Annotated in this window: 22 protein-coding genes and 1 rRNA gene; 21 read left to right on the plus strand and 2 right to left on the minus strand. The window is 47.5% G+C overall.

What is annotated here, in order from left to right; genetic code table 11:
- The first annotated feature begins 147 nt into the window (after positions 1–147).
- From HRU42_RS08400 to glpK, 3 genes are all read left to right on the plus strand, one after another.
- On the plus strand, positions 148–1,500 hold the full coding sequence (locus tag HRU42_RS08400; protein ID WP_295030275.1) for an outer membrane protein transport protein: 1,353 nt from the start codon (positions 148–150) through the stop codon (positions 1,498–1,500).
- 281 nt (positions 1,501–1,781) lie between these two features.
- Complete coding sequence (locus HRU42_RS08405; protein WP_295030239.1) at positions 1,782–2,309, plus strand: nuclear transport factor 2 family protein; 528 nt, start codon at positions 1,782–1,784, stop codon at positions 2,307–2,309.
- Positions 2,310–2,357: 48 nt separating this feature from the next.
- Positions 2,358–3,851 carry a glycerol kinase GlpK gene (gene glpK / locus HRU42_RS08410; protein ID WP_295030241.1) on the plus strand — a complete coding sequence of 498 codons (1,494 nt, stop codon included), beginning with the start codon at positions 2,358–2,360 and terminating at the stop codon, positions 3,849–3,851.
- Positions 3,852–3,880: 29 nt separating this feature from the next.
- Here glpK and HRU42_RS08415 read toward each other — a convergent pair whose 3' ends face one another.
- Positions 3,881–4,180 carry a hypothetical protein gene (locus HRU42_RS08415; RefSeq protein WP_295030243.1) on the minus strand — a complete coding sequence of 100 codons (300 nt, stop codon included), beginning with the start codon at positions 4,178–4,180 and terminating at the stop codon, positions 3,881–3,883.
- A 395-nt stretch (positions 4,181–4,575) separates the two neighbouring features.
- Here HRU42_RS08415 and mraZ point away from each other — a divergent pair, with 395 nt between their 5' ends.
- The 15 genes from mraZ to lpxC all read left to right on the plus strand — a co-directional run bounded on the left by mraZ (position 4,576) and on the right by lpxC (position 21,736).
- Positions 4,576–5,034, plus strand: coding sequence for a division/cell wall cluster transcriptional repressor MraZ (gene mraZ, locus HRU42_RS08420; RefSeq protein ID WP_295030244.1), 459 nt, complete (start codon positions 4,576–4,578; stop codon positions 5,032–5,034).
- Between the two features lie 31 nt (positions 5,035–5,065).
- A complete protein-coding gene (gene rsmH / locus HRU42_RS08425) occupies positions 5,066–6,007 on the plus strand; it encodes a 16S rRNA (cytosine(1402)-N(4))-methyltransferase RsmH (protein ID WP_295030245.1) in 942 nt (313 codons plus the stop codon).
- Positions 6,008–6,075: 68 nt separating this feature from the next.
- The gene (gene ftsL / locus HRU42_RS08430; protein ID WP_295030246.1) at positions 6,076–6,390 is read left to right on the plus strand and encodes a cell division protein FtsL; all 315 of its coding nucleotides are present in this window, start codon (positions 6,076–6,078) and stop codon (positions 6,388–6,390) included.
- A gap of 80 nt (positions 6,391–6,470) precedes the next feature.
- The gene (locus HRU42_RS08435) at positions 6,471–8,213 is read left to right on the plus strand and encodes a penicillin-binding protein 2 (protein ID WP_295030247.1); all 1,743 of its coding nucleotides are present in this window, start codon (positions 6,471–6,473) and stop codon (positions 8,211–8,213) included.
- Positions 8,213–9,691, plus strand: coding sequence for a UDP-N-acetylmuramoyl-L-alanyl-D-glutamate--2,6-diaminopimelate ligase (murE, locus tag HRU42_RS08440; RefSeq protein ID WP_295030249.1), 1,479 nt, complete (start codon positions 8,213–8,215; stop codon positions 9,689–9,691). The genes HRU42_RS08435 and murE overlap by 1 nt, the downstream gene beginning before the upstream one ends.
- Positions 9,688–11,055, plus strand: coding sequence for a UDP-N-acetylmuramoyl-tripeptide--D-alanyl-D-alanine ligase (gene murF / locus HRU42_RS08445; RefSeq protein ID WP_295030251.1), 1,368 nt, complete (start codon positions 9,688–9,690; stop codon positions 11,053–11,055). The genes murE and murF overlap by 4 nt, the downstream gene beginning before the upstream one ends.
- Complete coding sequence (mraY, locus tag HRU42_RS08450) at positions 11,055–12,137, plus strand: phospho-N-acetylmuramoyl-pentapeptide-transferase (RefSeq protein WP_295030252.1); 1,083 nt, start codon at positions 11,055–11,057, stop codon at positions 12,135–12,137. Before murF ends, mraY begins: the two co-directional genes overlap by 1 nt.
- Positions 12,138–12,143: 6 nt before the next feature.
- Positions 12,144–13,493: a UDP-N-acetylmuramoyl-L-alanine--D-glutamate ligase gene (murD, locus tag HRU42_RS08455; RefSeq protein WP_295030254.1), complete on the plus strand. Its 1,350-nt coding sequence runs from the start codon at positions 12,144–12,146 to the stop codon at positions 13,491–13,493.
- On the plus strand, positions 13,486–14,700 hold the full coding sequence (gene ftsW / locus HRU42_RS08460; RefSeq protein ID WP_295030256.1) for a cell division protein FtsW: 1,215 nt from the start codon (positions 13,486–13,488) through the stop codon (positions 14,698–14,700). Before murD ends, ftsW begins: the two co-directional genes overlap by 8 nt.
- Positions 14,700–15,797, plus strand: coding sequence for an undecaprenyldiphospho-muramoylpentapeptide beta-N-acetylglucosaminyltransferase (gene murG, locus HRU42_RS08465; protein ID WP_295030258.1), 1,098 nt, complete (start codon positions 14,700–14,702; stop codon positions 15,795–15,797). Before ftsW ends, murG begins: the two co-directional genes overlap by 1 nt.
- 1 nt (position 15,798) lies before the next feature.
- Positions 15,799–17,268 (plus strand): UDP-N-acetylmuramate--L-alanine ligase, encoded by a 1,470-nt coding sequence (murC, locus tag HRU42_RS08470; RefSeq protein ID WP_295030259.1) that lies wholly within the window; start codon positions 15,799–15,801, stop codon positions 17,266–17,268.
- 131 nt (positions 17,269–17,399) lie between these two features.
- Positions 17,400–18,167 carry a cell division protein FtsQ/DivIB gene (locus tag HRU42_RS08475; RefSeq protein WP_295030276.1) on the plus strand — a complete coding sequence of 256 codons (768 nt, stop codon included), beginning with the start codon at positions 17,400–17,402 and terminating at the stop codon, positions 18,165–18,167.
- Positions 18,167–19,402, plus strand: coding sequence for a cell division protein FtsA (ftsA, locus tag HRU42_RS08480; protein WP_295030261.1), 1,236 nt, complete (start codon positions 18,167–18,169; stop codon positions 19,400–19,402). Before HRU42_RS08475 ends, ftsA begins: the two co-directional genes overlap by 1 nt.
- 74 nt (positions 19,403–19,476) lie before the next feature.
- The gene (ftsZ, locus tag HRU42_RS08485; protein ID WP_295030263.1) at positions 19,477–20,649 is read left to right on the plus strand and encodes a cell division protein FtsZ; all 1,173 of its coding nucleotides are present in this window, start codon (positions 19,477–19,479) and stop codon (positions 20,647–20,649) included.
- Positions 20,650–20,815: 166 nt separating this feature from the next.
- Positions 20,816–21,736 carry a UDP-3-O-acyl-N-acetylglucosamine deacetylase gene (gene lpxC / locus HRU42_RS08490; RefSeq protein WP_295030265.1) on the plus strand — a complete coding sequence of 307 codons (921 nt, stop codon included), beginning with the start codon at positions 20,816–20,818 and terminating at the stop codon, positions 21,734–21,736.
- A 7-nt stretch (positions 21,737–21,743) separates the two neighbouring features.
- Here the strand turns inward: lpxC and HRU42_RS08495 are convergent, their stop codons facing one another.
- Entirely contained in the window at positions 21,744–22,196 is a 453-nt protein-coding gene (locus HRU42_RS08495) for a DUF721 domain-containing protein (protein ID WP_295030267.1), read from the minus strand.
- 27 nt (positions 22,197–22,223) lie between these two features.
- Between HRU42_RS08495 and HRU42_RS08500 the strand changes: the two genes are divergently transcribed.
- From HRU42_RS08500 to HRU42_RS08510, 3 genes are all read left to right on the plus strand, one after another.
- Entirely contained in the window at positions 22,224–23,123 is a 900-nt protein-coding gene (locus HRU42_RS08500; protein WP_295030269.1) for a M23 family metallopeptidase, read from the plus strand.
- 60 nt (positions 23,124–23,183) lie between these two features.
- On the plus strand, positions 23,184–25,907 hold the full coding sequence (secA, locus tag HRU42_RS08505; RefSeq protein ID WP_295030271.1) for a preprotein translocase subunit SecA: 2,724 nt from the start codon (positions 23,184–23,186) through the stop codon (positions 25,905–25,907).
- 808 nt (positions 25,908–26,715) lie between these two features.
- Positions 26,716–26,826 (plus strand): 16S ribosomal RNA (locus HRU42_RS08510); the annotation flags it as partial.

Below are 26,826 nucleotides of genomic sequence, written 5' to 3' on the forward strand. Positions count from 1 at the left end.
GCATATCTAGTTAATTACTCTGAATCATCTCTCTTGCTTGCAAAGATACTCTGCATAAGTACACTCCAGATGCTAAAAATCGAGCTAATGCTCTAAAGCTGATATCGATTAAGAAAGATAATAATTATGGGAATAAAAACTAAGATGATGAACAAGCGCATAATATCTCTGGCCGTGACTGGGGTGCTCCTGGGAAGTGTGTCTCATGTACAGGCGGCAGGTTTTCAATTAGCCGAGTACTCAGCCACGGGTCAGGGGCGTGCTTTTGCCGGTGAAGCGGCTATGGCCGATAATGCATCCACTCAGGCACGTAACCCTGCCATGTTGACCTATCTGCAAGGGACGAATTTCTCTGCTGGTGGCATCTATGTGATGCCAAATGTAGATGTGATGGGTGATATTTCTATCGCTTCTCCCTTGTTTGGTTCACCGGCGATGACGATGAATGCCGATGCCATAGATGTCGCCAATAATGCTCTGGTGCCTAATTTTTATTTTTCGAGTCAGATCAATGATAGCTGGACCTGGGGAGTGGCGGTTAACTCTAATTACGGTTTGACGACTGAGCTAGTGGGCGATCACGCGGCGGCCATTTTCGGCAGCGAGACTTCGGTAACGACAGTCGAATTTAATCCCAATATTGCCTATAAGATCAATCAAGCATTCAGTGTTGGTGCAGGCTTGAGAGTCGTATACGGCGAGGGCAGTATTGGCGCGTCGGCTCCTGGCTGGATCAATGGCTTGAAGGCTCATCCTTCCTTGCCAGCAGACGTCGCAGCGGCTCTACCAGCTGGTGGAACTAACCTTAAGAGCATGGAAGGTGACGATATCGCCATGGGATGGAAACTTGGTGCCAGCTGGCAGGTAAATCCTGCACATCGTCTGGGTTTCGCCTATCACAGCGGTGTTGAACTGGAACTCGATGGCTCGGCTTCGGGTCTGCTTTATACCGGTGGCCAAGATGTCGATATTGAAGGTAACTTGCCGTTGGAGTTACCGGCATTTGCCGAACTGGCTTCTCATCATCAACTCAGTGATAACTGGGCCATGCATGCCAGTGTGAATTGGACTCAATGGAGTGTCTTCGATGAATTAGTCGCTTATTTCCCGGGTGACGTTAAGCCTGTGGGTGGATTGGAGTCTGATCTGGTTAAAGAAGAGAACTTCAAAGATAATTGGCGCTTCGCATTGGGCTCTACCTATCAGTTAAATAACCAATGGCTGTTACGCACGGGTATCGCCTACGATAATACCGCAGTGGATGATGAGTATCGCACCATGACTATTCCGGATTCTGATCGTTTGTGGCTCAGTGCCGGTGCCGGTTATCAAGCCTCTGAAAATCTGACTGTGGATTTCGCTGTCACTTATATTAAAGCTTACGGCGATGCACCGATCAATGAGTCGATGGATCTAATGGAGCTGGCTCAGGTGAGCTTCGATGGTGAAGCTGTTGGCGATGTCTGGTTAGTCGGCATGCAGTTAAGCTATAAGCTATAAGCTATAAGCTGTAAATTTGTATAACATAAAAGAGTGCCTCACATGTGTGGGGCATTTTTATTGCTGTTACAAATATGAGGCGTATATATCAGCGAAATCAGCTTATTAAAATCTAATTTTATGCTGTGTTGCCTGTTGCAACTGCTTACATATTGAATAGGCTTGAGGGATTTTCTATATTTTGTTAGTAAAATGAACTTCATAAGATTATATTCATCTAATACGATAAACCTAATCTGTGATCTAATTTAGATCGGCAACTACCAAACAAGAGGTGTGATATGAAGCCCTATCTACTTGCGGCGACCCTGTCTTTACTTCCTTTTACCGCAATGGCTAATCAGACCCCTACCGAGATCGTCGAAGGATTTATCGCAGCTTATAACAGCCATGATGTCAAACTTATGCTGCAATACACATCAGATGATGTGCGTTGGATGCATGTTACCGGGACCAAGGTTGCGATTGAAACCTCTAGCCAGGAAGAGTTTGCGGCGGCGATGGCGGATTATTTTGAGACATTGACTGATGCTAATGCCACTATTCTGCAGATGATCGATTCGGGCAATTATGTCAGTACTGTGGAAAGGGTGACCTGGGACAATGATGGTGAGCAACTGAGTCAGTGCAGCATAGGTAATTTCCATATTAAAAATGGTAAGTTGGCCGAGTTTTGGTATCTGCCGGCCCATGCTTGTGATGAAATCACGGTTGAAGCCAATGCTGAAGAGTTCGAGCCAGCTGATATTGTGGAACCAGAAACAATAGTGCCACCCGAAATAGGCGTGTTACAGGAGACTCAGCAATAATCTGAATGTATGTGACTGAGACACAGTAATCAATAATAGGACAAGATTGTGACCAAGAAATATGTGATCGCGTTAGATCAGGGGACTACAAGCTCAAGAGCTATCGTATTTGATCATGATGCCAATATTGTTGCCATGTCTCAGCGCGAATTCACCCAAGTATACCCTCAAGCAGGCTGGGTCGAGCATGATCCTATGGAAATTTGGGCATCTCAAAGTTCGACCCTGATCGAAGTGCTCGCCAGAGCCGATATTCACAGTGATGAAGTGGCTGCCATAGGCATAACTAATCAGCGTGAAACTACGGTCATATGGGATAAAAACACGGGCAAGCCGGTATACAACGCCATAGTGTGGCAGTGCCGCCGCAGCAGTAGTATCTGCGATGAACTCAAGTCGCAAGGCCTAGAAGAATATGTACGCGAGTCTACCGGGCTTCTGTTGGACCCCTATTTTTCAGGCACTAAAATAAAGTGGATATTAGATAATGTTGCCGGCGTGAGAGCTCGGGCGGAAAAGGGTGAACTCCTGTTTGGCACTATCGATACCTGGCTGGTGTGGAAGCTGACCGAGGGCAAGGTTCATGTCACAGACCCGACCAATGCGAGTCGCACCTTACTGTTTAATATTCATACTCAGCAATGGGATAAAAAGCTACTCAAGGCACTCGATATACCCAGCTCGCTGCTACCCGAGGTTAAGCCTTCTACTTATATCTATGGTCAGACAAGAATTGCAGGGGAAGGTGGTGAGATAGACATTGCCGGTATTGCAGGGGATCAGCAGGCGGCCCTGTTTGGTCAGCTTTGTATCGATGAGGGCATGGCCAAGAATACCTATGGCACTGGCTGCTTCTTGTTGATGAATACAGGCAAACAGGCGGTGCGATCTCAGCATGGCTTGTTAACCACCATTGCCATAGGTGCCGAAGGGGAAGTTAATTATGCCCTGGAGGGAGCCGTGTTTATGGGGGGGGCGACGATTCAATGGCTCAGAGATGAGCTTGGTCTTATTCGTGATGCCCAAGATACCGAATACTTCGCTTCCAAAGTAGCAGATACCAATGGTGTTTATCTCGTCCCAGCCTTTGTCGGTTTAGGTGCGCCTTATTGGGAGCCTAATGCTCGTGGTGCATTAGTCGGTTTAACAAGAGGCTCCAATCGTAATCACATTATCAGAGCCGCACTAGAGGCTATTGCCTATCAGAGTCGCGATCTTCTCGAGGCAATGACCAAGGACAGTGGAGTCATGTTAAAACAGCTTAACGTCGATGGTGGCGCCGTTGCTAACGACTTTTTAATGCAGTTTCAGGCTGACATAAGCAACGTAGAGGTGCATCGTCCAGTCGTCACCGAGACTACCGCAATGGGAGCCGCTTTTTTGGCTGGTTTAGCTGTGGGGTTTTGGCAATCAACCGCTGAGCTGAAACATAAAGCTAACTTAGATAAATCCTTTAGCCCCGGTATTTCTGCCGAGGCTAGAGAGAGTCTTTACTTCGGCTGGAAACAGGCTGTTGCTCAAGTGACGTCAACTAATCCCTAGTTGTCATTGGTTTCGAGTTAGCGCTTAGATTAAATATCTATATCAATTCTAGGAAGTGGCGAGTTCGTCGCTTCATGTTCGGCAAGCTCCTTCTTGCTTGCGTCTTCTCTTTCTTGTTGACTCGCTGGGGCAGCACGGCGATCGCCGCGGCGCCTATCTTGCGGTGATTTTCGTCGCTCAAGACTCGGTGGCAGCTGGAACTCTGGGGTCCGATGGTCATCAGCAATACTCGCACTCTTGTCAGTTTCTTCTACCATCAAGCGTTTACGTGCAAAGCTCAGCCGAATGGGGCGTGCAAGCATGGCATAAAGGCTATCTAAACCAACCATAATATCTCCTGTTAAGTGCGCTTACTTATTAGTACTATCGGCAGTACCTGCTCGATATTTAGTCATGCTTAAGTGTTAAAGGATGTTTTAGCATCGAGTTAAATTGCCAACTGAGTCGAATATTTGTGGGATTCCCTACTCGTTTCCAGCTCAAGTATTCGACATTAGCTTCCTCTTCTGCCTGTTTTTTCAACTATTTAAGGCTCTAGATCCACTTTTCCCCATCTGGTTTCATCAACTCAATCACTTTTTAAACATGCTGCTAACCCGCTTGAATACTGGATTTTTAAATAGCGGGTGCTCTTGACAAGCCTTGTGTTCTGTCTCTAAAATTAGTCATTGTGGGAATTTGTGGATATATGTGGGACATTAACTGACAACAAGGACAAGTTAACGTGTTTCGTGGTGCGAGTGCTATAAACCTTGATACAAAAGGCCGGATCGCTATTCCTAAACGCTACCGTGAGTCATTACGTGGCGAATATAACGGTCAGTTAGTGATTACTGTTGATTTTCAATCATCATGTCTTCTGCTGTATCCATTAGATGAATGGAACAAGATTGAAGCAAAACTGCTCCAGCTCTCCGATACCCAAGCTTCTGAACGAGCGATGAAAAGATTACTATTAGGCTATGCACACGAGTGTGAGCTAGATGGTAACGCTAGGTTATTACTTCCTCTGCCGTTACGTCAATATGCGAATTTAGATAAACACGCAATGTTAGTGGGGCAGTTAAACAAATTTGAGCTCTGGGATGAGGCTGCATGGCAGCAGCAGATAGAGCAAAGCCGAGAGACGATTCGTAGCGAAGACTTCGCCAACAATGAACGTCTTGCCGATTTCTCACTGTGATCAGTGACGCAAAAATAGATAGAAGATACTAATGAGCCAAGAATTTTCACATTTATCAGTACTGCTTTCTGAAACGGTTGCAGGCCTGAACATAAAACAAGATGGCATCTATATCGATGGCACCTTTGGCCGAGGTGGGCATTCTCGTGAGGTGTTGAAGCACCTAGGTGACAATGGTCGTTTAATTGCCATAGACAGAGACCCACAAGCTATTGAGGCTGCTCAGCAGTTTGCCGACGATAGCAGATTTAGCATAGTGCATGGTGGTTTTGGTCAATTGGCTACTTATGTTGCAGCGCTTGGTTTGAAGGGCAAGATAGATGGTGTCTTGCTCGATTTTGGTGTTTCATCACCTCAACTGGACGATGCCGAGCGTGGATTTAGTTTCTTAAGAGATGGTCCACTAGACATGCGTATGGATAATTCTCAGGGTGAAACTGCTGCAGAGTGGATCGCCCGCGCCGAAATTGAAGATATGGCTTGGGTATTTAAAACCTATGGTGAAGAGAAGAATTCTCGTCATATCGCACGATGTATCGCTGCAGATAGACAGAAGACGCCTTTCTTGAGAACCAAGGAGTTGGCGGATCTTATTGCTAGGATCTGTAAGAGTAAGGAGCGTAATAAGCATCCAGCCACACGAGTATTTCAGGCGATTCGCATCTACATCAATAGTGAATTAGAGCAGATCGATCAGGCATTAGAGGGTGCACTGACTGTGCTGGCACCCCAGGGACGTTTATCGGTGATCAGTTTCCATTCGCTGGAAGACAGAATGGTGAAACGCTTTATCCGTCGTCATACCCAAGGCAAGAGTGTTCCTCATGGCTTACCAATCACAGAGGCCGAACTCGATAAAACGCGCTTGTTGAAGGGCATAGGTAAGGCGACCAAGCCTTCTGCCGAAGAGGTTGAGATAAACAAGCGATCCCGCAGTTCGGTTTTGCGAGTCGCAGAGAGATTAGAGTATTGATGATGGGGGGAAGCGAATGCTAAACCCTGACTCATTGGTTATACGCGTGTGTGGTAGGGAGTGCTGATATGGGGCAATCTCAGCTTAACCTGACTCGAATCATCTTACTCGATCTTTGGCATCATAAGTGGGTGATGCTACTTGCTGCTGCTGTGGTTGCTAACGCGATCACCATTGTATATACCAGCCATGTGAGCCGTAAATATATCAGCCAGTGGGATCAGATGTGGCAGGAAAGAGATAGGTTAGATATCGAATGGCGCAACCTATTGCTCGAAGAACAATCTCAGTCTGAACATAGTCGAATTACCCGGATTGCGAGTAAAGAGTTAGACATGAGTCGACCCTTGCCTAAGGAAGAGGTCGTGGTAAGGATACCGTGATGATAATCTCGTTTATATATTGAAAATTATAAATATTCACCCGCTACAAACAATCAGGGAGAGGTGATAACAAGAGCATCATGAGGAAAAACAAGCAGGCAAAAAGGAAGCAAAAACCACAACTCATTCACTGGCGTTTATACGTAGTGGTGGGGTTCGTCTGCCTGTTATTCACCAGCTTGATTGGTCGTGCCGCCTATATTCAGGTCATCGAACCTGAAAAGTTGCGCCATGAAAGTGATATGCGCAGCTTAAGAACGACCAGCAGAGAGGTCCAGCGAGGACTCATTACCGATCGTAACGGTGAAATGTTGGCTGTCAGTGTCCCCGTGAAAGCCGTATATGCCGATCCAAAAGTGGTTTTTGCTAAAAATGGCTTTGCCGATATGCGTCTTTGGCAGGCATTAGCCGATGTGCTCCATGAGCCCAAAGACAAGATTTTAAGTCGGATCCAAGCCAATCCTAAACGAAGGTTCACCTACTTGAAGCGTCAGGTGACCCCTGCGGTTGCCGACTACATCAAGCAACTAAAATTACCCGGGATATATCTTAAAGCCGAATCGCGCCGTTATTATCCTACCAGCGAAATCACCGCCCAATTGATCGGCATTACTAACATAGATGATGTCGGTATAGAGGGGATTGAAAACACCTATAACGACTGGTTGACGGGCACTCCTTCGAAACAAAAGGTACGTAAATCCCGAGATGGACACGTAGTCGAGCGCCTAGATATGGTGCAAGAGGGTGAGAGCCCCAATGACTTGGTACTGAGTATAGATCAGCGTATTCAGCAATTAGCCTATCGAGAGCTCAAGCGTGTCACCGAGATAAATCAGGCTACGTCTGGTTCGATAGTCGTCATAGATGTCAATACCGGTGAAGTATTGGCGATGGCGAATACTCCATCCTATAACCCTAACTCCCGAGACAACTTAAAAAGTTATCGCATGCGTAATCGTGCGTTAACCGATGCCTATGAGCCGGGCTCAACAATTAAACCTTTCGTGGTCGCTGCAGCATTAGAAGCGGGGACCATAGACAAGAACCAGATCTTTAAGACCTCACCGGGACGCATTCGGATCGGCGGTAAGATAGTGCGTGATGGCAGGGACTATGGCGATCTTTCCTTGGGTGAAGTCTTGGTTCATTCCAGCAACGTAGGCATGACCAAGATAGCCCTATCTATGCCGGTGCAGGAGCTATTAGGTTATTACCAGGCCATGGGCTTAGGCAATTATTCAGGCATTAACCTCGCGGGAGAGAGTACCGGCTTGCTGCATGACCGTCGCCGCTGGTCTGAGTTTGAACGAGCGACGCTTTCTTTTGGTTACGCTCTCACTGTGACGCCGTTACAGATCGCAAGAATGTACGCCATGTTGGGCGGTAAAGGTGTCTTGTACCCATCTTCGATCTTGAAGCTCAAGCAGAAGCCGGAAGGCGTGCAGGTGATCTCTCCGGAAGTTGCCCAGCATGTGATGGAGATGCTGATAGGCGTGACTGAGCCTGGAGGCACAGCCAGAAAAGCGCATATCGAAGGCTACCCAGTTGCGGGCAAGACAGGTACGGCGCGAAAAGCCGTTGCCGGCGGCTATGGTGAAGACTATGTTGCCCTGTTTGCCGGTGTCGCTCCGGTGCATAACCCAAGACTCGCGATTGCAGTCGTGGTGAATGAGCCCAAGGGAGACAAGTATTATGGTGGCGATGTGGCCGGTCCTGCATTTGCTAAGGTGATGTCCGGCGCATTACAGATGCTGAATGTGGAGCCCATTTCCTCGCAAGAAAAAGTCCGTCTAGAGAGTCATGTCAGGAGAACAGAATAATGCGACTCAGTGATCTTCTAGCGCCTTGGTTGCATTACTCAGGGCCGGAATCATTCAATAACATATCATTGGACAGTAGAGCGATTACTGGCGGGGATCTCTTTATTGCGGTTCCCGGACATCTTGTGGATGGCAGAAAGTTTATTGGTGCAGCATTCGAGCAAGGTGCGGTAGCAGCCTTAGTCCACACCGAAGACCCTGGTGAACATGGTCAGCTCCAGCTTGAACAAGCTGGTTCACCTCAGGTGTTGTTTTTCCAATTAAGCCAACACTTGTCGGCAATCGGGGCACAAGCTTATCCATTGGGCGCGCAGAGACTCAAGCTCATAGGTGTCACCGGAACGAATGGTAAGACATCCATTACTCAATTGATGGCTCAGTTAGTCGCTCTCTTAGGCAAGCAAGCTTCCTTAATGGGCACCTTAGGCAACGGTTTATGGGGGGACTTGGTCGACAGTGGCAATACCACGGCCGATCCTATCACGGTTGCCGCCCAGTTACAGGCTTTCAATCTAGCGGGTGCCGACCTGTGTGCCATGGAAGTATCCAGCCATGGCCTTATTCAGAGACGGGTTGAAGCGGTTCCTTTCGATGTCGCCGTGTTTACTAATCTGAGCCGAGATCACCTCGATTACCATGGCACTATGCAGGCTTATGGCGACGCCAAGAAAAGGTTATTCACGTTTCCATCATTGCAAAGCAGCCTGATAAACCTAGATGATGAGGTCGGACGCCAGTGGCTCCGCGAGGAGCAATCGACTAAGCATATTGGTTTCAGTATCTGTGCGGCATATGCCGATGCGGCGAGTATCTACACCCAAGATAACCATCAACACGATCAAGGCGTCACGGCGACGCTAGTCTGGCCCGAGGGGCAAGCAAAGTTGGCGTCACCTCTGCTAGGTGGTTTCAATCTCTCCAATTTAGTCGCCGCACTGGGTGCATTATATTTGGTCGGGTACGATATGCGGGCCATGGTGGCCATGGCACCTCAACTTAAGCCTGTTGCGGGAAGGATGGAGCGGTTTACCACAAAAAATGGTGTGACCCTAGTGGTCGATTATGCTCATACCCCGGATGCTATAGAGCAGGCGCTCAAGGCGTTGAGAGGCCATTGTGAGGGTCAGTTATGGTGCTTGTTTGGCTGTGGTGGCGATCGCGATAAGGGTAAACGGCCACTGATGGCACAAGCTGCCGAAGCCTATGCAGATAAGGTGATGATCACCAGCGATAATGCCAGGAGTGAATCTCCTGAAGTCATTATCGAAGATATATTAGCGGGGTTGAATGCCCCAGAGCGGGTGCTAACTCAAGTCAGCCGGGAGAAAGCCATCAGACAAGTTGTCGCCATAGCTAAGCCTGGAGATCTCGTCTTGCTGGCGGGAAAAGGGCATGAGACCTATCAAGAAGTAGCCGGTGAACGCTTGGATTATGACGAGAGAGCATTAGCGCAATCATTGGCAGGAGAGCAGATATGATCCCATTGAATTTGTCGGCTATATGTCGACGCTTGAATGCCAGATTAGTGGGTGAGGACCGTGAATGTCGCCATGTTTCCAGTGACAGCCGAGTTATCCCAGCACAAACGCTTTTTGTCGCATTGAAAGGCGAGACATTCGATGGACATCAATTTGCCAGCACGGCAGTGGACAATGGCGCTATAGCCTTGTTGGTCGACCACGAATTGCCACTGAACATTGCTCAATTGATTGTTAAAGATACCCAGAGGGCGATGGGAGAGCTGGGTGCTTATCTAAAAGAGCTTATTCAACCAAAATCCGTCGCGTTAACCGGTTCAAATGGCAAGACCAGTGTTAAGGAGATGGTAGCGACCATCTTATCTCAAAGGCACAAGGTCTTGTACACCGCAGGAAATTTCAATAATGAAATTGGCGTGCCTTTGACGCTACTGCGCTTAGAGGCCGATGATGAATTTGGTGTGTTCGAGTTAGGCGCGAATCACAAGGGAGAGATAGATCACACCTCTTCCTTGGTGAAGCCTGATGTGGCCTTAGTCAACAATGTGGCCTCGGCGCATCTGGAGGGTTTTGGTTCTCTCGAGGGTGTTGCCAGTGCAAAGTCTGAAATATTTAATCATCTAGCTGCGACTGGGACGGCCGTTATCAATGCAGACGATCAGTTTGCCTCAGTGATGCTGGCAGCATCGATGAATTTTACCCAATTGACGTTTGGGATCGAGTCCGCAGCCGATATTCAAGCATCTGATCTTGAAGCCGATCCTATGGGGTGCTATCGCTTTAAGCTGAGTTACTCGCAAGACTCGGTCTTGATAGCTCTGCCATTATCTGGACGACATCAGGTGAGCAATGCCCTAGCCGCTACTGGGGTCTGTTTATCGTTTGGATTAACGCTAGATGAAATAAAATTAGGCTTATCACTCCTGCTGCCTGTCAAAGGTAGAATGCTGCCCACTCAACTGGGGCGCGTGCGTGTGATCGATGATAGTTATAACGCCAACCCTGCTTCGGTCACTGCTGCAATCAACTGGCTTCAAAAAATTGAAGGTCATCGCTGTTTAGTGCTGGGTGATTTGGGAGAATTGGGCGACAATGCGTCCCTTTTGCATACTGAGCTAGGCGAACTGACAAAACAAAGAGGGCTGGATTCGCTGTTTACCTTAGGTGAACTCAGTGCTAATGCGAGTCGTGCCTTCGGAGGCTATGGTCATATTAGCCTGGAACGCTTGGTCGAAGATTTGATAAAAAATATTAAGCAGTTGCAAGGTGATGTAACTGTATTGGTCAAAGGATCACGTAGTGCCAGGATGGAGCGCGTGGTCGAAGCTTTAATACTTGCCTACGGGCGCGGGGAGTTTGTTTAATGCTGGTCTATCTGGCGGAGTATTTAACTCAGTTTTATTCTGGGTTTAACGTTTTTTCATATGTAACTTTCAGAGCCATCTTGGGCCTGATGACCGCTTTGATCTTCTGCCTTTGGTGGGGACCAAAAATGATCGAGCGTCTACAGACGCTGCAGATTGGACAGGTGGTGCGCAATGATGGACCTGAATCACACTTTAGCAAGAGTGGCACGCCAACCATGGGCGGTATTCTGATCTTGGCTGGTATTTTTATCAGTGTATTGCTTTGGGGTGATCTGGGCAGTCGCTATGTTTGGGTCGTACTGTTCGTATTGGCGAGCTTCGGTCTTATCGGTTTCATCGATGATTATCGCAAAGTGGTTCGTAAAGATACCAAGGGATTGATTGCAAGGTGGAAATATCTCTTGCAGTCAATAGCGGCGCTAGTGATCGCGTTTTACCTTTATGCCTCTGCGGATACTGCGGGTGAAACCCAACTTGTGGTGCCATTTTTCAAAGATGTTATGCCGCAGATGGGGGCTTTCTTCATTGTGCTAGCCTACTTCACCATAGTCGGCTCGAGTAATGCGGTGAATTTAACCGATGGGTTAGACGGCTTGGCCATCATGCCTACTGTCATGGTTGCGGCAGCATTTGCCTTGATTGCCTATCTGTCTGGTCATGTACAGTTCGCTAACTATTTACATATTCCTTATCTGCCCGGGGCCGGTGAGCTGGTCATTGTCTGCACCGCGATCGTGGGGGCGGGGCTGGGCTTTCTGTGGTTTAATACTTACCCAGCACAGGTCTTCATGGGAGATGTTGGATCCCTTGCTCTTGGGGCCGCATTGGGAGCGATCGCAGTATTGGTTCGTCAGGAAATCTTATTGGTCATCATGGGTGGCGTGTTCGTGATGGAAACAGTTTCGGTGATTTTACAGGTCGGATCATACAAGCTTCGTGGTCAGCGGATCTTCCGTATGGCACCTATCCATCATCATTATGAATTGAAAGGCTGGCCCGAGCCTAGAGTGATCGTTCGATTCTGGATCATCTCACTCTTCTTGGTTCTGCTTGGTCTTGCCACGCTGAAGTTAAGGTAATTGACTATGGAACTGCACAATTCGCACCTAGTTTTAGGGTTGGGAGCCACTGGGCTCTCGGTTGTGCGCTATTTGTGCCAGCAGGGCATCACACCTCTGGTCATGGACAGTCGTGAGCAACCTCCTGGGGCCAAGCAGCTCGCGCTCGAATTTCCTGAGGTGAACTTAATTACCGGTGGCTTCGATTGTCGCTATCTGGTGCAGGCCAGTCAAATAGTCATCAGTCCAGGCATAGCCATAGATACACCTGAGATCCGTGCCGCCATAGACATGGATATCGAAGTTATCGGTGATGTCGAGTTGTTCGCAAGAGCAGTTAAAGATAGCAGCCCATGCGTCATCGGCATCACAGGCTCGAATGGTAAGTCAACGGTCACCACATTAGTGGGCGAGATGGCCAAAGCCGCCGGCCTTAATTATGCGGTGGGTGGCAACATAGGCATCCCGGCGCTGGACCTATTACAGCGTCCAATCGATCTTTATATACTCGAGCTGTCCAGCTTTCAACTAGAGACCACTCATAGCCTGAATTGCATTGCGGCGACCTGCTTAAATATCAGTGAAGATCATATGGATCGTTATCGAGATCTAGAGGCTTACAGGCAAGCTAAGTTGTCCCTTTACGATCAGAGTAAACGAGCCTTGTTTAATCGTGAAGACTGCCTGACACAACCCAATGGTCCGATGAACCAAAATAGCTTCGGTTTAACGTCACCGGTAAACGATGAATGGGGCATCAAGGACGGCAAGATAGTCCATGGGACAAGCGAGATTGTTTCATTACAAGATGTTGCGATAGTCGGCAGTCATAATCATGCCAATTTAATCGCCGCCATGGCCCTGGCAGAGCATGCCGGTATCGAAAAACAAGCCATGATTGAGGTGGCTAAGCATTTTACTGGCTTGGTTCACCGATGTGAGCTAGTGGCAAATATAGACGCAGTCTCCTACGTCAATGATTCAAAGGCGACGAATGTCGGTGCTACGGTTGCCGCGTTGCAAGGCTTAGGTGAGCATCTAGGTGACATCATTCTGATCGCCGGTGGCGATGGCAAGGGGGCCGACTTTAGTCCATTGGAAGCCGTGTTAGATAAGGTTACTCACCTCATTACCTTAGGTAAAGATGGCGATGAAATAGCGGCACTAAAAGATAACGCTAAGCGAGTCGACTCGATGGCTGATGCCGTCAAGCAAGCCGCTGGTTTGGCAACGGCTGGCGACATTGTCTTATTGTCTCCGGCTTGTGCGAGTCTGGACATGTATAAGAATTTTATGGCTAGGGGCGATGATTTTCGGCAACTGGTACAGGCGTTAAGAGGCAAAAACGTAGATCCTGAGGCTGTCACGGATGTCTAGCCAAGAGAGGCAAGTTAACGTATTTGGCTCGTCTGTTACATGGCGCTGGCCCAACATGTTTAAAGGCAATGAGGCTCCAGGCACGCAGTTGTACGATCGTGCCTTGCTGTTAGCTATCCTCTCATTGATAAGCTTTGGTTTTGTGATGGTGATGTCGGCCTCTATGCCTGAGGCGCAGAGCCTGACGGGAAATCCTTTTCACTTCGTTATCAGGCATATTGTGTATCTTATTGGCTGCGTGGTCATTTCCGCCGTAGTTCTGCAGATAGAGATGAGTCACTGGCAGAAATTTAGCCCCATGTTATTGCTTATCGTAGGCATCATGTTAGTTGCGGTTTTGTTGGTAGGGACCACAGTGAACGGCGCTAAACGTTGGTTAACGATCGGGCCGATTAGAATACAGGTAGCAGAACTGGCCAAGTTTGCATTTGCTATCTATATGTCTGGCTACCTTGTGAGGCGCCATGAAGAAGTCAGAGAAAATGCCAAGGGCTTCTATAAGCCGATTGCCGTGTTTGCGGTATATGCGGTGCTTATTCTGTTGCAGCCAGATCTGGGTACGGTTGTCGTCTTATTTGTGGGCACAGTAGGCTTACTTTTTTTGGCGGGGGCTCGATTATTTGATTTCTTCGCCCTGATCTTGACCGGGGTGTTGGCGTTTGTGGCCTTAGTATTATTGGAGCCATATCGAATGCGCCGGGTGACATCTTTCTTAGACCCATGGCAAGACCCGTTTGGCAGCGGTTATCAGTTAACTCAGTCCTTGATGGCCTATGGCCGTGGGGACTGGTTTGGGCAGGGCCTGGGTAATAGTATTCAGAAGCTAGAGTACCTGCCGGAAGCGCACACGGACTTTATTTTCGCTGTGGTAGGTGAAGAACTGGGTTTTGTGGGTATTATCTTAGTCTTATCTGTATTGTTTTTCGTTGCGTTACGCGCGATCAGACTAGGTAATTTATGTATCGCGATAGATAAGGCCTTCGAAGGTTATCTCGCCTATTCCATCGGCATCTGGATCTGTTTTCAGACGGTTGTGAATGTGGGAGCGAGTATCGGCATGTTACCGACCAAGGGCTTGACCTTGCCATTTATCAGTTATGGGGGCAGCAGCCTCTGGGTTATGACGGCCGCAGCCATGATATTGCTCCGCATCGATCATGAACGGCGTTTGAGTTGTATCCAGGCAGTACAAGGGAAAATTAATTAATGACAAATGTCTCCGCAGATAAACGTATCTTGATCATGGCCGGTGGTACCGGTGGCCATGTGTTTCCTGCTTTAGCCGTCGCCAAATTTCTGAGCCAAAAAGGCTGGAAGGTGAGATGGCTGGGTACGGCCGAGCGCATGGAGGCTCGTCTAGTGCCTCAGCATGGCTTCGATATTGATTTTATCGATATCAAGGGTGTCAGAGGCAATGGACTCGTGCGTAAGTTAGCCGCGCCATTTAAGGTGATCCGCTCTGTGATGCAAGCGAAGGAAGTGATACAAGAGTTTAAGCCAGATGTCGTCTTAGGCATGGGTGGCTTTGCCAGTGGGCCAGGAGGAATTGCAGCCAGACTGATGGGAATACCTCTGGTCTTACATGAACAGAATGCCATCCCAGGGATGACTAACAAGCTGCTGTCTCGTTTTGCAAGCAAGGTTTTATGTGCCTTCGAGGATACCTTCGAGCAAGCATCGGCTCAGGTCGTCGGTAATCCGATCCGTAAAGAGTTAGTCGAGTTAGGCCAGTCTGCGCCGCAAGACTGTGTCGAAGAGGCACTAAAAGTATTGGTCGTTGGCGGGAGTTTAGGGGCGAAAGTATTTAATGATCTTATGCCCGGAGTGACTGATGCCGTGAGTAAGACTCACTCCATTACCGTCTGGCATCAAGTGGGTAAAGGCAATCTGGTTTCGGTGCAAGGCGAGTACCAGCATCTAGGTCAAGACGGAAGCGTCATAGTCGCCGAGTTTATTGACGACATGGAAGCTGCCTATCGTTGGGCCGATGTGGTGTTATGCCGGGCTGGTGCCTTGACGGTATCTGAGTTAGCGGCCGTTGGTTTACCGAGTATCTTAGTGCCTTACCCGCACGCGGTCGACGATCATCAGACAAAAAATGCTCAAGTGTTGGTGAATGCCGGGGGCGCATTTTTACTGCCTCAGACCATTCTGGATGCCGACAAAATAATTAATAAGTTACAGATATTAGCCTCCGACAGAGCCGAGCTTTGTCAAATGGGCGCACGAGCTAAAGATGTCGCTGTCATTGACGCCACCGAAAAAGTGGCTGAAGTTTGCATCGAGTTGGCGCAGAAGGATTGAGATGAGTAAGAGCAAAGATAAATTTTCACAGTTAAGAAGCATCATTCCTGAGATGAGACGAGTTAAGCATATCTATTTCGTCGGTATCGGTGGTGCGGGCATGGGTGGAATCGCCGAAGTCTTGGTCAATGAGGGCTACCGCTTATCAGGTTCCGATATTGCCGAGAATGCTGTCACTGAAAGGCTGAGAGCCTTAGGCGCTCAAATTTATATCGGGCATCAAGCAGAACAAATTCATGATGCAGATGTGGTGGTGGTATCGACCGCTATCGATGCCGAAAACCCGGAGCTAGTCGCGGCGAGAAAGCTGAGAATACCGGTTGTGCAGCGTGCAGAGATGTTGGCTGAGTTGATGCGCTACCGTCACGGGGTCGCGGTTGCAGGTACCCACGGTAAGACAACCACGACTAGCTTGATTGCCAGTGTCTATGCTCAAGCCGATCGAGATCCTACTTTCGTTATCGGTGGTCTGCTAAATAGTGCAGGAACCAATGCGAGATTAGGTCATAGTCGTTACCTTATCGCCGAGGCTGATGAGAGTGATGCTAGCTTCTTGCATCTGCAGCCCATGGTCAGTGTAGTGACCAATATCGAAGCCGATCATATGGATACCTATGGTGGAGACTTTGAGAAATTAAAATCAACCTTCATCGATTTTCTGCACAACTTGCCATTTTATGGTGTCGCAGTGATGTGTATCGATGATCCGGTTATCCGTGAACTGCTGCCTAAAGTAGGTCGTAAAATTGTGTCCTATGGTTTTAGTGAAGCTGCGGATATTCAAGCATTGAACTTCGTTCAGCATGGTTATCGCAGTCACTTCACCCTCAGACGCGAAGGAGTGGCAGACATAGAAGTGATGGTGAATTTGCCTGGTGAGCACAATGTACTCAATGCACTGGCGGCGATTGCTGTGGCTACCGAAGATGAGATAGAAGATGAGGCCATTGTACATGCCTTGGCTGAGTTTCAGGGCATAGGAAGACGTTTTCAGCAACTCGGTAGCTTCGCCACAAGCAAGGGGGAGGTGATGTTAGTCGATGATTATGGTCACCACCCTAGTGAAGTGGCTGCAACCATTAAGGCGGCAAGATTGGGCTGGCCCGATAAGCGTCTGGTGATGATCTACCAGCCACATAGGTATAGCCGTACTCGAGATCTTTATGATGATTTTGTCGAGGTGCTATCTCAAGTCGATAGCTTAATCTTGCTCGACGTGTATGCAGCGGGAGAAGCCCCTGTACCGGGAGCCGATAGTCGGGCATTATGTCGATCCATTCGGCAGCGTGGCCAGCTGGATCCCATTTTTGTTGCCGGATCAGAGCCGCTGCTTAGCTTATTGCCGGATATTCTACAGGATGGAGACTTGTTGCTGACTCAGGGAGCCGGCAATATCGGCGCCTTGTCAAAGTTAATTGCTCAAACAAATTTAGGTTTTGAGCCTGCAAGTTTAGAGATGGGTGAAGGGTGATCTTGTACTGTATGCCATTGAAGGCGGCCGAGCTTTTGACCCAGAGCCTAGAGTCTATATAATGACCAGCTTTCCGAGGCGTATCTATGCAAGGCATACACACCGAAAGAAAGAGAACAGGTGGGATATTCGTGTCTTGGGGTGAGCTAGGTAGCCGTTGCAAGGCTAAGCTGTCGCAGATGGATTGGTACCTCTGTTTTGGGCTGATATTTCTTCTGCTGGTCCTCATGGGATTATCCATGGCCGCCTGGAAGTTGAATGTGATACTCAACGATGCGGACGCCCTGCCTATTGAAGCCGTTGCCATCAAGGGCCAGCGAACCCATACCTCAGACGAGGAGATACAGACGGCCCTGCAGGGCTTGATGCAGAGAAGCTTTTTTTCTGCCGATGTCAATCAAGTTCAGGAGGCGTTAGAGGCATTGCCATGGGTTTATCAAGCGTCGGTGAGACGTGAATGGCCTGCTAAATTGAGAGTCTACTTAGTCGAGCAAGATGTGGTTGCCCATTGGAATGGCGATGCCTGGCTCAACCATCTTGGGGAGGTGTTCGATGCCCCTCAAAAAGAGGACATTGGTCCCTTGCCAAGATTAGCCGGCCCTGAAGATCAGTCTAAGCTAGTGTTGACCACGTATCGGCAAGTGAGTGAGTTACTGAACATTAATGGCTTTGACTTAGAGGGATTAAGTTTGAGTCCCAGACATGCGTGGCATGGCGTCTTAAGTAGTGGAGTCATGCTAGAGCTGGGTAGAGAAGATAAAATGGCGAGGATACAAAGGTTTATAAACGTGTATCCGATGCTCATAAAGCAAGATAAAGACCTTGCTAAGGTAGATTTGCGCTACGACACCGGATTAGCCGTGAGTTGGGTTAACGCACAGAAGAGAACCAATAAATAATGACCAAGAATCAAGATAGAAACCTGATCGTTGGATTGGACATAGGCACGTCAAAAGTTGCTGTGATTATAGGTGAAGTGCTGCCCGATGGTGAAATAAGCGTCATCGGTTTGGGGACCCACCAATCCAGAGGCATGGATAAGGGGGGGGTGAATGACCTCGATTCTATTGTACGCAGTGTCCAGCGAGCCTTAGATCAGGCCGAATTGATGGCCGACTGTCAGGTCTCGTCTGTCTACTTAGGCATCTCCGGAAAGCATATCGCATGTCAAAATGAGAATGGCATGGTGTCGATCAATGATGAAGAAGTCACCCAGGACGATGTCGATAATGTTATCCATACGGCTCGTTCGGTGAAGATACCGACAGAGCGTCGTATTTTACATGTGTTACCACAAGAGTACGCCATCGATGTTCAGGATGGGATCAAGAGTCCTATTGGCATGTCCGGTATGCGCATGGAAGCCAAAGTGCATATCGTCACATGTGCCAATGATATGGCGAAAAATATAACTAAGAGTGTCGAGCGTTGTGGTCTTAAAGTCGATGATCTCGTGTTCTCGGCGATTGCTTCAGCCGACTCGGTGTTGACCAATGATGAGAAAGATCTCGGGGTCTGTCTGGTCGATATCGGCGGTGGAACAACCGATATCTCGGTATATACCAATGGTGCATTGAGGCATTGTGCGGTGATACCGGTCGCGGGGAATCAGGTGACTAATGATATCGCCAAGATTTTCCGTACTCCTCTGGCTCATGCAGAACAGATAAAAGTTCAGTACGCTAGCGCCCGAAGCGCTATGGTGAGTCGTGAAGACAGTATAGAAGTCCCATCTGTAGGGGGGCGTCCGTCTCGAACAATGTCGAGGCATACCTTGGCGGAAGTGGTTGAGCCAAGATATCAAGAATTATTTGAGCTGGTATTGAAAGAATTACGCGATTCTGGTCTAGAGGATCAGGTCGCTGCTGGTATCGTGCTCACCGGTGGAACATCTTCCATCGAGGGGGCTGTGGATGTGGCTGAAGCCACATTCGGTATGCCGGTAAGAGTAGCAAACCCACTACCTGTGAAAGGCTTATTCGAATATGTTGATCAGCCCATATATTCGACCGGTATTGGCTTGTTACACTACGGAGCAAGAAGATTGTTTGAACGTCAGTTTGAGCGTCCTGAGCGACAAGGGGTAACCAGTCTTTGGAATCGGGTTCAAAGTTGGTTTAAAGGTGAGTTTTAATACCAAGTTAGTACATTAACTTAGTGTTTGATTTGGTATTTCATATATAACGCAGGCAAAACGGAGAGAAGACCATGTTTGAGATCATGGACAGTCATACAGATGAAGCGGTGATCAAGGTCATCGGTGTCGGTGGCGGTGGCGGAAACGCAGTAGAGCATATGGTTAAACACAACATCGAAGGTGTTGAGTTTGTTGCGACTAACACAGATGCGCAAGCACTGAGAAAGTCATCTGCTGGTACAACTATTCAATTAGGACGCGATGTCACTAAGGGTTTAGGCGCCGGAGCAAATCCAGAAATAGGCCGTTTGGCCGCAGAAGAAGACAGAGAAAATATCCGCAATGCTCTTAAGGGCTGTGACATGATCTTCATTGCTGCGGGTATGGGTGGCGGAACCGGAACCGGAGCCGCACCAGTAGTCGCAGAAATAGCCAAAGAAGAAGGGATCTTAACGGTTGCGGTCGTGACCAAGCCGTTTCCTTTCGAAGGCAAGAAGCGCATGACTTATGCGGAGCAAGGCATCGAAGAGCTGGCTAAGCATGTGGATTCACTGATCACAATTCCTAATGAGAAGCTGCTTAAAGTATTAGGGCGTGGCACATCGCTGTTAGATGCATTTGCTGCGGCTAACAATGTACTTCTTGGTGCCGTTCAAGGTATTGCCGAGCTTATCACGCGTCCGGGTTTGATTAACGTCGATTTCGCCGATGTGAAGACTGTGATGTCTGAGATGGGCAACGCCATGATGGGCACTGGTGTCGCCAGTGGTGAAGACCGAGCCGAAGAGGCCGCCGAAGCTGCTGTAGCCAGTCCATTGTTGGAAGATATCGATCTGGCTGGAGCCCGTGGTGTGTTGGTCAATATCACAGCTGGCATGGATATGAGCATAGAAGAGTTTGAGACCGTGGGTAACCATGTCAAAGCTTATGCTTCGGATAATGCCACTGTGGTTGTTGGTGCGGTTATCGATCCAGAAATGAGTGATGAGCTACGTGTTACTGTCGTTGCTACTGGTATAGGCTCAGAGAAGAAGGCTGATATCCAATTGGTGACCAAGCCTGCTCCTCGTCCAGAGACTGTAGTGACCCCAGAAGTTCGTACCGAGCCACAAGGTGAAGAGCTTGTTCAGCCTATGGCTAGCGGCAATGTGGTTTCTGTGGCGCAGACGGTAGTGACACCAGCACCAAGGAATGAAACTGATTACTTAGATATTCCCGCTTTCTTACGTAAGCAAGCTGATTAAGCTGTTAGTGTGGGAGGGGCAATAATTAAATTTCGCTGCATGTTGCTGTTGGCGAATTTTGGTTAATCTGCAAAGATATGCTAACATATTTGACCAGCCACGCCTGAATCTAGTGATTCAGGGGATAGGTTGATTGCTTTTTTTGTTGATATATACAGGTAAGACTATGATTTTTCAAAGAACTGTTAAAGAAATGGTAAAAACAACCGGAGTCGGATTACATTCCGGCAATAAGGTGACTTTGAGTATCAAGCCTGCACCAGTTAATTCGGGTATCGTACTCGTGCGCACAGACTTGGAGCCTGCAGTTTCTATTCCTGCCAAGGCGGAACTTGTCCGTGAAACAACCATGTGTACGGCACTGGTAAATGACGATGGCATTCGTATATCAACGATCGAGCACCTATTTGCAGCGCTTGCGGGACTCGGTATCGACAATGCCATCATTGAAGTCGATGCGCCTGAGATACCTATTATGGATGGCAGTGCTAGTCCATTTGTTTTCTTATTACAATCAGTAGGAATTCAAGAGCAAGCCGCCCCCAAGAAATATTTAAGAATCAAGAAAAACATACGTGTCGAAGACGGTGATAAATGGGTAGAGTTAAAGCCTTATAAAGGCTTCAAAGTCGATTTTACTATCGACTTCGATCACCCGGAAATTGCGCGTAGTAATCAGCATATGGTGATGGATTTCTCATCTTCAGCCTTTATTCGTGATATCAGTAGGGCGAGAACCTTTGGGTTTATGCGTGATATTGAGTATTTACGTGCTAATAATTTAGCCTTAGGCGGTAGCATGGAGAATGCCGTTGTGCTTGATGAATATAAAGTTCTCAACCCCGATGGTCTGCGTTATGAGGACGAGTTCGTTAAGCACAAAATTTTAGATGCGTTTGGTGATTTGTATGTTGCAGGCTATGCCATAGTCGGTGAGTTCTGCGCATATAAGACTGGGCATGCGCTAAATAATCAATTGGTACGTGCTTTACTTGCCCAGCAGGATGCCTGGGAACTAGTCAGCTTCGAGAAAGAAGATGAAGCGCCAGTGAGTTTTTCGGTTCCTAGCGGCGCAGTATTTGCCTGATAGTGAACTAAGATTGCCTTGAACGGCTGGCTAAAGCAGCCAGCCGTTTTAGTTTTATTCCTAAAGATCCTCCCGTATGTTCAGCTAGCGCCTCTATGTGTTCTGCAGCAACTTTAGTAATTTTGTTGTTATTTGTTTTGGGTTTTGTTGCATACAAAAACAGACTCGGGTTGACTTTAACTTCGATAGCGGACAGCATGGGTAACGTTTCGGCTTGAAGCTGTTGCAAAATTTTGGCTTTTTGGAAGTTTATTCTTGCAGCCCATGCAGCAGTCGTCGTTTCGATAACTAGAACACCCTGACGGAGATTGGCAACCTTGAGTTGCTGTGACACTGGACCGGTCAGCACTTGTTTCACGTAACGATCCAAGTGCAACAGAAGTTCTGCCTTTTCAGCTATATCAGGGAATTTCCCTTGCTGATGCAGTAACTGGCTTAGATCTTGAGGGGGCTTTTTCATATGATAATAAAATGGCTTAATTAGGCTATGAGTGTAACAGTTTTTATTCAAGGTCGAAATGGCGCCACAAGATGGCAGCCTGGTAAACGTTGGCTATTATTGCCCGTTCTGTTGCTCGCAGCCGGAACTGGCTTGTATCAGCACAACACCAAACAAATTCAGCAACAGCAGACTAATACCGATAATGAACGTGTTGCTCGTGAAGAGCAGAAACAAGAACTTATTGAGCTTAAAGGCGCGACTGAATCACAACTAGCCATGCTGGTAACTCATGTTGCCCGTATGCAAGCTAAAGTGACTCGTCTCGAAGCGCTCGGTCTGCAAATCGCTAAGAACAATCAATTAGAAGATCAGTTTGATTTCTCTTCCGAAGTCGGTGTTGGAGGCCTGAGTGATTTGGGTGCCAACATTGAACTCGATCAACTTATTCTGGATATGGATAAGTTAGTGTCACGAATAGATAATAATAATGCTCAACTTTCAATACTTGAAACTGTCTCATCTAATCTCCATATAGATGAAGAGCGTTATATATCTGGGCGTCCCATCCGTAAAGGTTGGTTATCGTCGCCCTACGGTTTACGTAATGATCCTTTTAGCGGGCGCAGAACGATACATAAAGGTATCGATTTCGCCGGTAAAGAGGGCACCAAGGTGGTTGCGACTGCAGCTGGAGTGATCACTTGGGCAGGAAAAATGTTTGGTTATGGTGAGTTGGTAGAAATAGACCATGGTAATGGTCTGCGAACTCGCTATGGACATAATAAATCTCTGTCAGTAACTGTGGGTGATGTCGTCGCCAAAGGCGAAGGTGTTGCACTTATGGGGAGTACTGGTCGTTCGACTGGACCTCATGTGCATTACGAAGTGTTGCGGGGTGGGCAACAGATAGATCCACAGAAGTTTGTCTACCGCAAAGCAAGTTAACTTAATAATTGGCATTCAGACTCGACAGGGACTAGGCCAACAACATAAAAAGTGGTTCAGATGTTTGGTAAAATACTGACAAAATTATTTGGTAGTCGCAACGATCGTACACTTAAGTCTCTTAGTAAGGTTGTCACTGAGATCAATGCGCTCGAAGAAGATTATGAAAAGTTAACTGATGATGAGTTAAAGGGGAAAACCTCGACTTTTCGTGAGCGTTTAAATGCTGGGGAAACATTAGATGATGTTTTACCAGAAGCGTTCGCGGTTGTTCGTGAGGCATCTAAGCGTGTATTCGAGATGCGTCACTTCGATGTACAGATGCTCGGCGGCATGGTTCTAGATAGTAATCGTATTGCTGAGATGCGTACCGGTGAAGGTAAAACTTTGACGGCGACACTACCTGCCTATTTGAATGGATTAACCGGTAAGGGTGTACATGTCATTACTGTTAACGATTATCTTGCCCGTCGCGATGCCGAAAATAACCGTCCACTTTTTGAGTTTCTAGGCTTAACCGTTGGCATCAACGTAGCAGGCTTAGGCCAGCAAGAGAAGAAAGACGCATATCACTCAGACATTACTTACGGAACCAATAATGAGTTTGGTTTCGACTATCTGCGTGACAATATGGCGTTTTCACCTCAAGAACGTGTTCAACGCCCACTTCATTATGCCCTGATCGATGAAGTTGATTCGATTCTTATCGATGAAGCGAGAACGCCACTGATCATCTCTGGCGCTGCCGAAGATAGTTCGGCTCTCTATACTAAGATCAATACGCTAATTCCGCAGCTTGTCCGTCAGGATAAAGAAGATACGGAAGAGGTGATCGGCGATGGAGATTATTCTATCGACGAGAAAGCTAAACAAGTACACATGACCGAACGTGGTCAGGAGAAAGTCGAAGTTCTGCTGACCGAGCGAGGCATGTTAGCCGAAGGTGACTCCCTCTATTCGGCAGCGAATATTTCATTAGTGCATCATGTTAATGCAGCGCTTCGTGCTCATACACTCTTCGAGAGAGATGTCGACTATATCGTTCAGGACAATGAAGTGGTCATTGTCGATGAGCACACCGGGCGTACCATGCCGGGTCGTCGCTGGTCGGAAGGTCTTCATCAAGCTGTTGAAGCCAAAGAAGGCGTCAATATTCAGAATGAAAACCAGACGCTGGCTTCGATCACGTTCCAGAACTTCTTCCGTCAGTATGAAAAGCTTGCGGGTATGACAGGTACCGCAGATACCGAAGCGTTCGAGTTCCAGCATATCTATGGTTTAGATACGGTTGTTATCCCGACCAACCGACCTATGGTAAGAAAAGATAATGCCGATCTGGTTTATCTGACTCCCGATGAGAAATATACTGCAATCGTCGAAGATATTCAGGGTTGCCGCGAACGTGGACAGCCAGTTCTTGTGGGTACAGTCTCAATCGAACAGTCTGAGCTCTTAGCTCGCCTGATGCAGAAAGAGAAGATTCCCCATGAAGTCTTGAATGCTAAATTTCATGAGCGTGAAGCCGAAATTGTTGCACAAGCAGGAAGGAAGGGAGCCGTTACCATCGCCACCAATATGGCGGGTCGTGGTACCGATATCGTCCTTGGCGGTAACTGGGCGATGGAGATCGAAGCTCTTGAGAACCCAACGTCTGAACAGAAAGCTAAGATTAAGGCCGATTGGCAAGTTCGTCACGACGAAGTGGTTGAAATCGGCGGGTTACATATTTTAGGTACCGAGCGTCATGAGTCACGTCGTATCGATAATCAGCTGCGTGGACGTTCGGGTCGACAAGGTGATGCAGGCTCTTCACGTTTTTATCTTTCAATGGAAGATAGCTTAATGCGTATTTTTGCCTCCGAGCGGGTTTCATCAATGATGAAGAAACTTGGCATGGAAGAAGGTGAAGCCATTGAGCACCCTTGGGTATCACGCGCTATTGAGAATGCCCAACGTAAAGTAGAAGCTAGAAACTTCGATATCCGTAAGCAGTTACTGGAGTTTGATGATGTAGCCAATGATCAACGTCAGGTCGTTTACGCTCAGCGAAATGAGTTGATGGATGCCGAAGATATTCAAGATACTATCGTTAACATTCAAGCCGACGTAGTCAATGGCCTAGTCGATCAATATGTTCCGCCTCAATCATTAGAAGAGTTGTGGGATGTGCCAGGCCTTGAAAAGCGTCTGGAGCAGGAATACGCGATTAAAATGCCACTGCAGGAGTGGTTGGATAAGGAAGACGACCTTCATGAGGAGACACTTCGTGAACGTATCCTAGAGACTTGGGCCAAAGCATATCAAGCCAAAGAAGAAATGGTCGGTGCACAGGTTCTGCGTCAGTTCGAAAAAGCTGTCATGCTGCAAACCTTAGATGGACTCTGGAAAGAGCACCTAGCTGCTATGGACCATCTGCGTCAAGGTATTCATCTGCGAGGTTATGCGCAGAAAAACCCTAAGCAGGAATATAAGCGTGAATCTTTTGAAATGTTCCAACAGATGTTGGAATCATTGAAGCATGATGTGATCAGCGTGATGTCAAAGGTCCAGGTGCAGGCACAGTCAGATGTTGAAGAGATGGAAGAACGTCGACGTCAAGAAGAAGCAAAGATCCGCCTAGACTATCAGCATGCTGCCGCAGAAGCGTTAGTGGGTGCAGAACAGGCTCCAGATTTAGCTGGGCATATTCCGACGGTACGCGAAGGGGCAAAAGTGGGTCGTAACGATCCTTGCCCATGTGGTTCGGGCCGTAAGTATAAGCAGTGTCACGGTAAGCTTACCTAAGTTAGTTAGGCCGGAATGCAGAATAAACCTGAAAGTCACTCATCTGAGTGGCTTTTTTATATCTTACTGCTTCTCAATTGCTAGCAGGTTTAAAAGACCATCGACGATTTAATGAGCCATAATGCACGAATTGTGGATAAATCTGGGGGTAAGCAGTGGGTTAGTTGTGACTATCAGAAAAGTTATAAAAAAGATCGTTTTTATTCATAAAACTGCTTGCGATCATTCTAATACTGCCTATAATGCGCATCCACTGACACGGTAAACAGTCCTACTAAGCATTAAGTTGAGTAAGACACTGTCGAGTCAGGGCAACAAGTTAGCTTAATTTTATAATAGTTTTTAGGTTGTTTTTAACGCTTAAAAATCTTTTTAAAAAAGCACTTGACGCCAACCAAGGAAAGCGTAGAATACGCCTCCTCAAGCCAACGACCTAGCGTCACGGCGGCATCATAAAATGATGCAACGCTCTTTAACAATTTATCAAGTAATCTGTGTGGGCACTCACAGGTGTTGAGTTATTCGAAATTGCCTCTCACGAGGTAATCAAAAATTTAACTCGACGAATCTCTTACTCCTTTATAAGGAATAGAGAAGCTGAGTGACCATAGCGACTTTGGTTTCTACTTTCTTACTCTCACGAGCAAGCAAAGTAAATTCAAAGAAGCAAAATATGTAAGCTTCATTGGCATTCTCTTTATAGAGAGTGATTAATGAAAAACAGTTTTTTGTTTTCACTTTTTAAAAAGTGAACACATAGTTTCGTTGAGCCGATGTCATCATCGAAAGAGGATGCATCAAAAAACTTTAATTGAAGAGTTTGATCATGGCTCAGATTGAACGCTGGCGGCAGGCCTAACACATGCAAGTCGAGCGGAAACAGGAAGTAGCTTGCTACTTTGCTGTCGAGCGGCGGACG

The organism is Shewanella sp. (assembly GCF_013214165.1).
Lineage (GTDB): Bacteria > Pseudomonadota > Gammaproteobacteria > Enterobacterales > Shewanellaceae > Shewanella.

Coding starts and splice junctions, on each gene's coding strand:
- murF (WP_295030251.1), top strand. CDS start 9,688: ATGATCCCATTGAATTTGTCGGCTATATGTCGACGCTTGAATGCCAGA.
- ftsZ (WP_295030263.1), top strand. CDS start 19,477: ATGTTTGAGATCATGGACAGTCATACAGATGAAGCGGTGATCAAGGTC.
- HRU42_RS08415 (WP_295030243.1), bottom strand. CDS start 4,180: ATGGTTGGTTTAGATAGCCTTTATGCCATGCTTGCACGCCCCATTCGG.
- HRU42_RS08400 (WP_295030275.1), top strand. CDS start 148: ATGAACAAGCGCATAATATCTCTGGCCGTGACTGGGGTGCTCCTGGGA.
- murG (WP_295030258.1), top strand. CDS start 14,700: ATGACAAATGTCTCCGCAGATAAACGTATCTTGATCATGGCCGGTGGT.
- mraY (WP_295030252.1), top strand. CDS start 11,055: ATGCTGGTCTATCTGGCGGAGTATTTAACTCAGTTTTATTCTGGGTTT.
- HRU42_RS08405 (WP_295030239.1), top strand. CDS start 1,782: ATGAAGCCCTATCTACTTGCGGCGACCCTGTCTTTACTTCCTTTTACC.
- HRU42_RS08435 (WP_295030247.1), top strand. CDS start 6,471: ATGAGGAAAAACAAGCAGGCAAAAAGGAAGCAAAAACCACAACTCATT.
- ftsL (WP_295030246.1), top strand. CDS start 6,076: ATGGGGCAATCTCAGCTTAACCTGACTCGAATCATCTTACTCGATCTT.
- HRU42_RS08500 (WP_295030269.1), top strand. CDS start 22,224: ATGAGTGTAACAGTTTTTATTCAAGGTCGAAATGGCGCCACAAGATGG.
- murC (WP_295030259.1), top strand. CDS start 15,799: ATGAGTAAGAGCAAAGATAAATTTTCACAGTTAAGAAGCATCATTCCT.
- rsmH (WP_295030245.1), top strand. CDS start 5,066: ATGAGCCAAGAATTTTCACATTTATCAGTACTGCTTTCTGAAACGGTT.
- lpxC (WP_295030265.1), top strand. CDS start 20,816: ATGATTTTTCAAAGAACTGTTAAAGAAATGGTAAAAACAACCGGAGTC.
- HRU42_RS08495 (WP_295030267.1), bottom strand. CDS start 22,196: ATGAAAAAGCCCCCTCAAGATCTAAGCCAGTTACTGCATCAGCAAGGG.
- secA (WP_295030271.1), top strand. CDS start 23,184: ATGTTTGGTAAAATACTGACAAAATTATTTGGTAGTCGCAACGATCGT.
- ftsA (WP_295030261.1), top strand. CDS start 18,167: ATGACCAAGAATCAAGATAGAAACCTGATCGTTGGATTGGACATAGGC.
- murD (WP_295030254.1), top strand. CDS start 12,144: ATGGAACTGCACAATTCGCACCTAGTTTTAGGGTTGGGAGCCACTGGG.
- murE (WP_295030249.1), top strand. CDS start 8,213: ATGCGACTCAGTGATCTTCTAGCGCCTTGGTTGCATTACTCAGGGCCG.
- ftsW (WP_295030256.1), top strand. CDS start 13,486: ATGTCTAGCCAAGAGAGGCAAGTTAACGTATTTGGCTCGTCTGTTACA.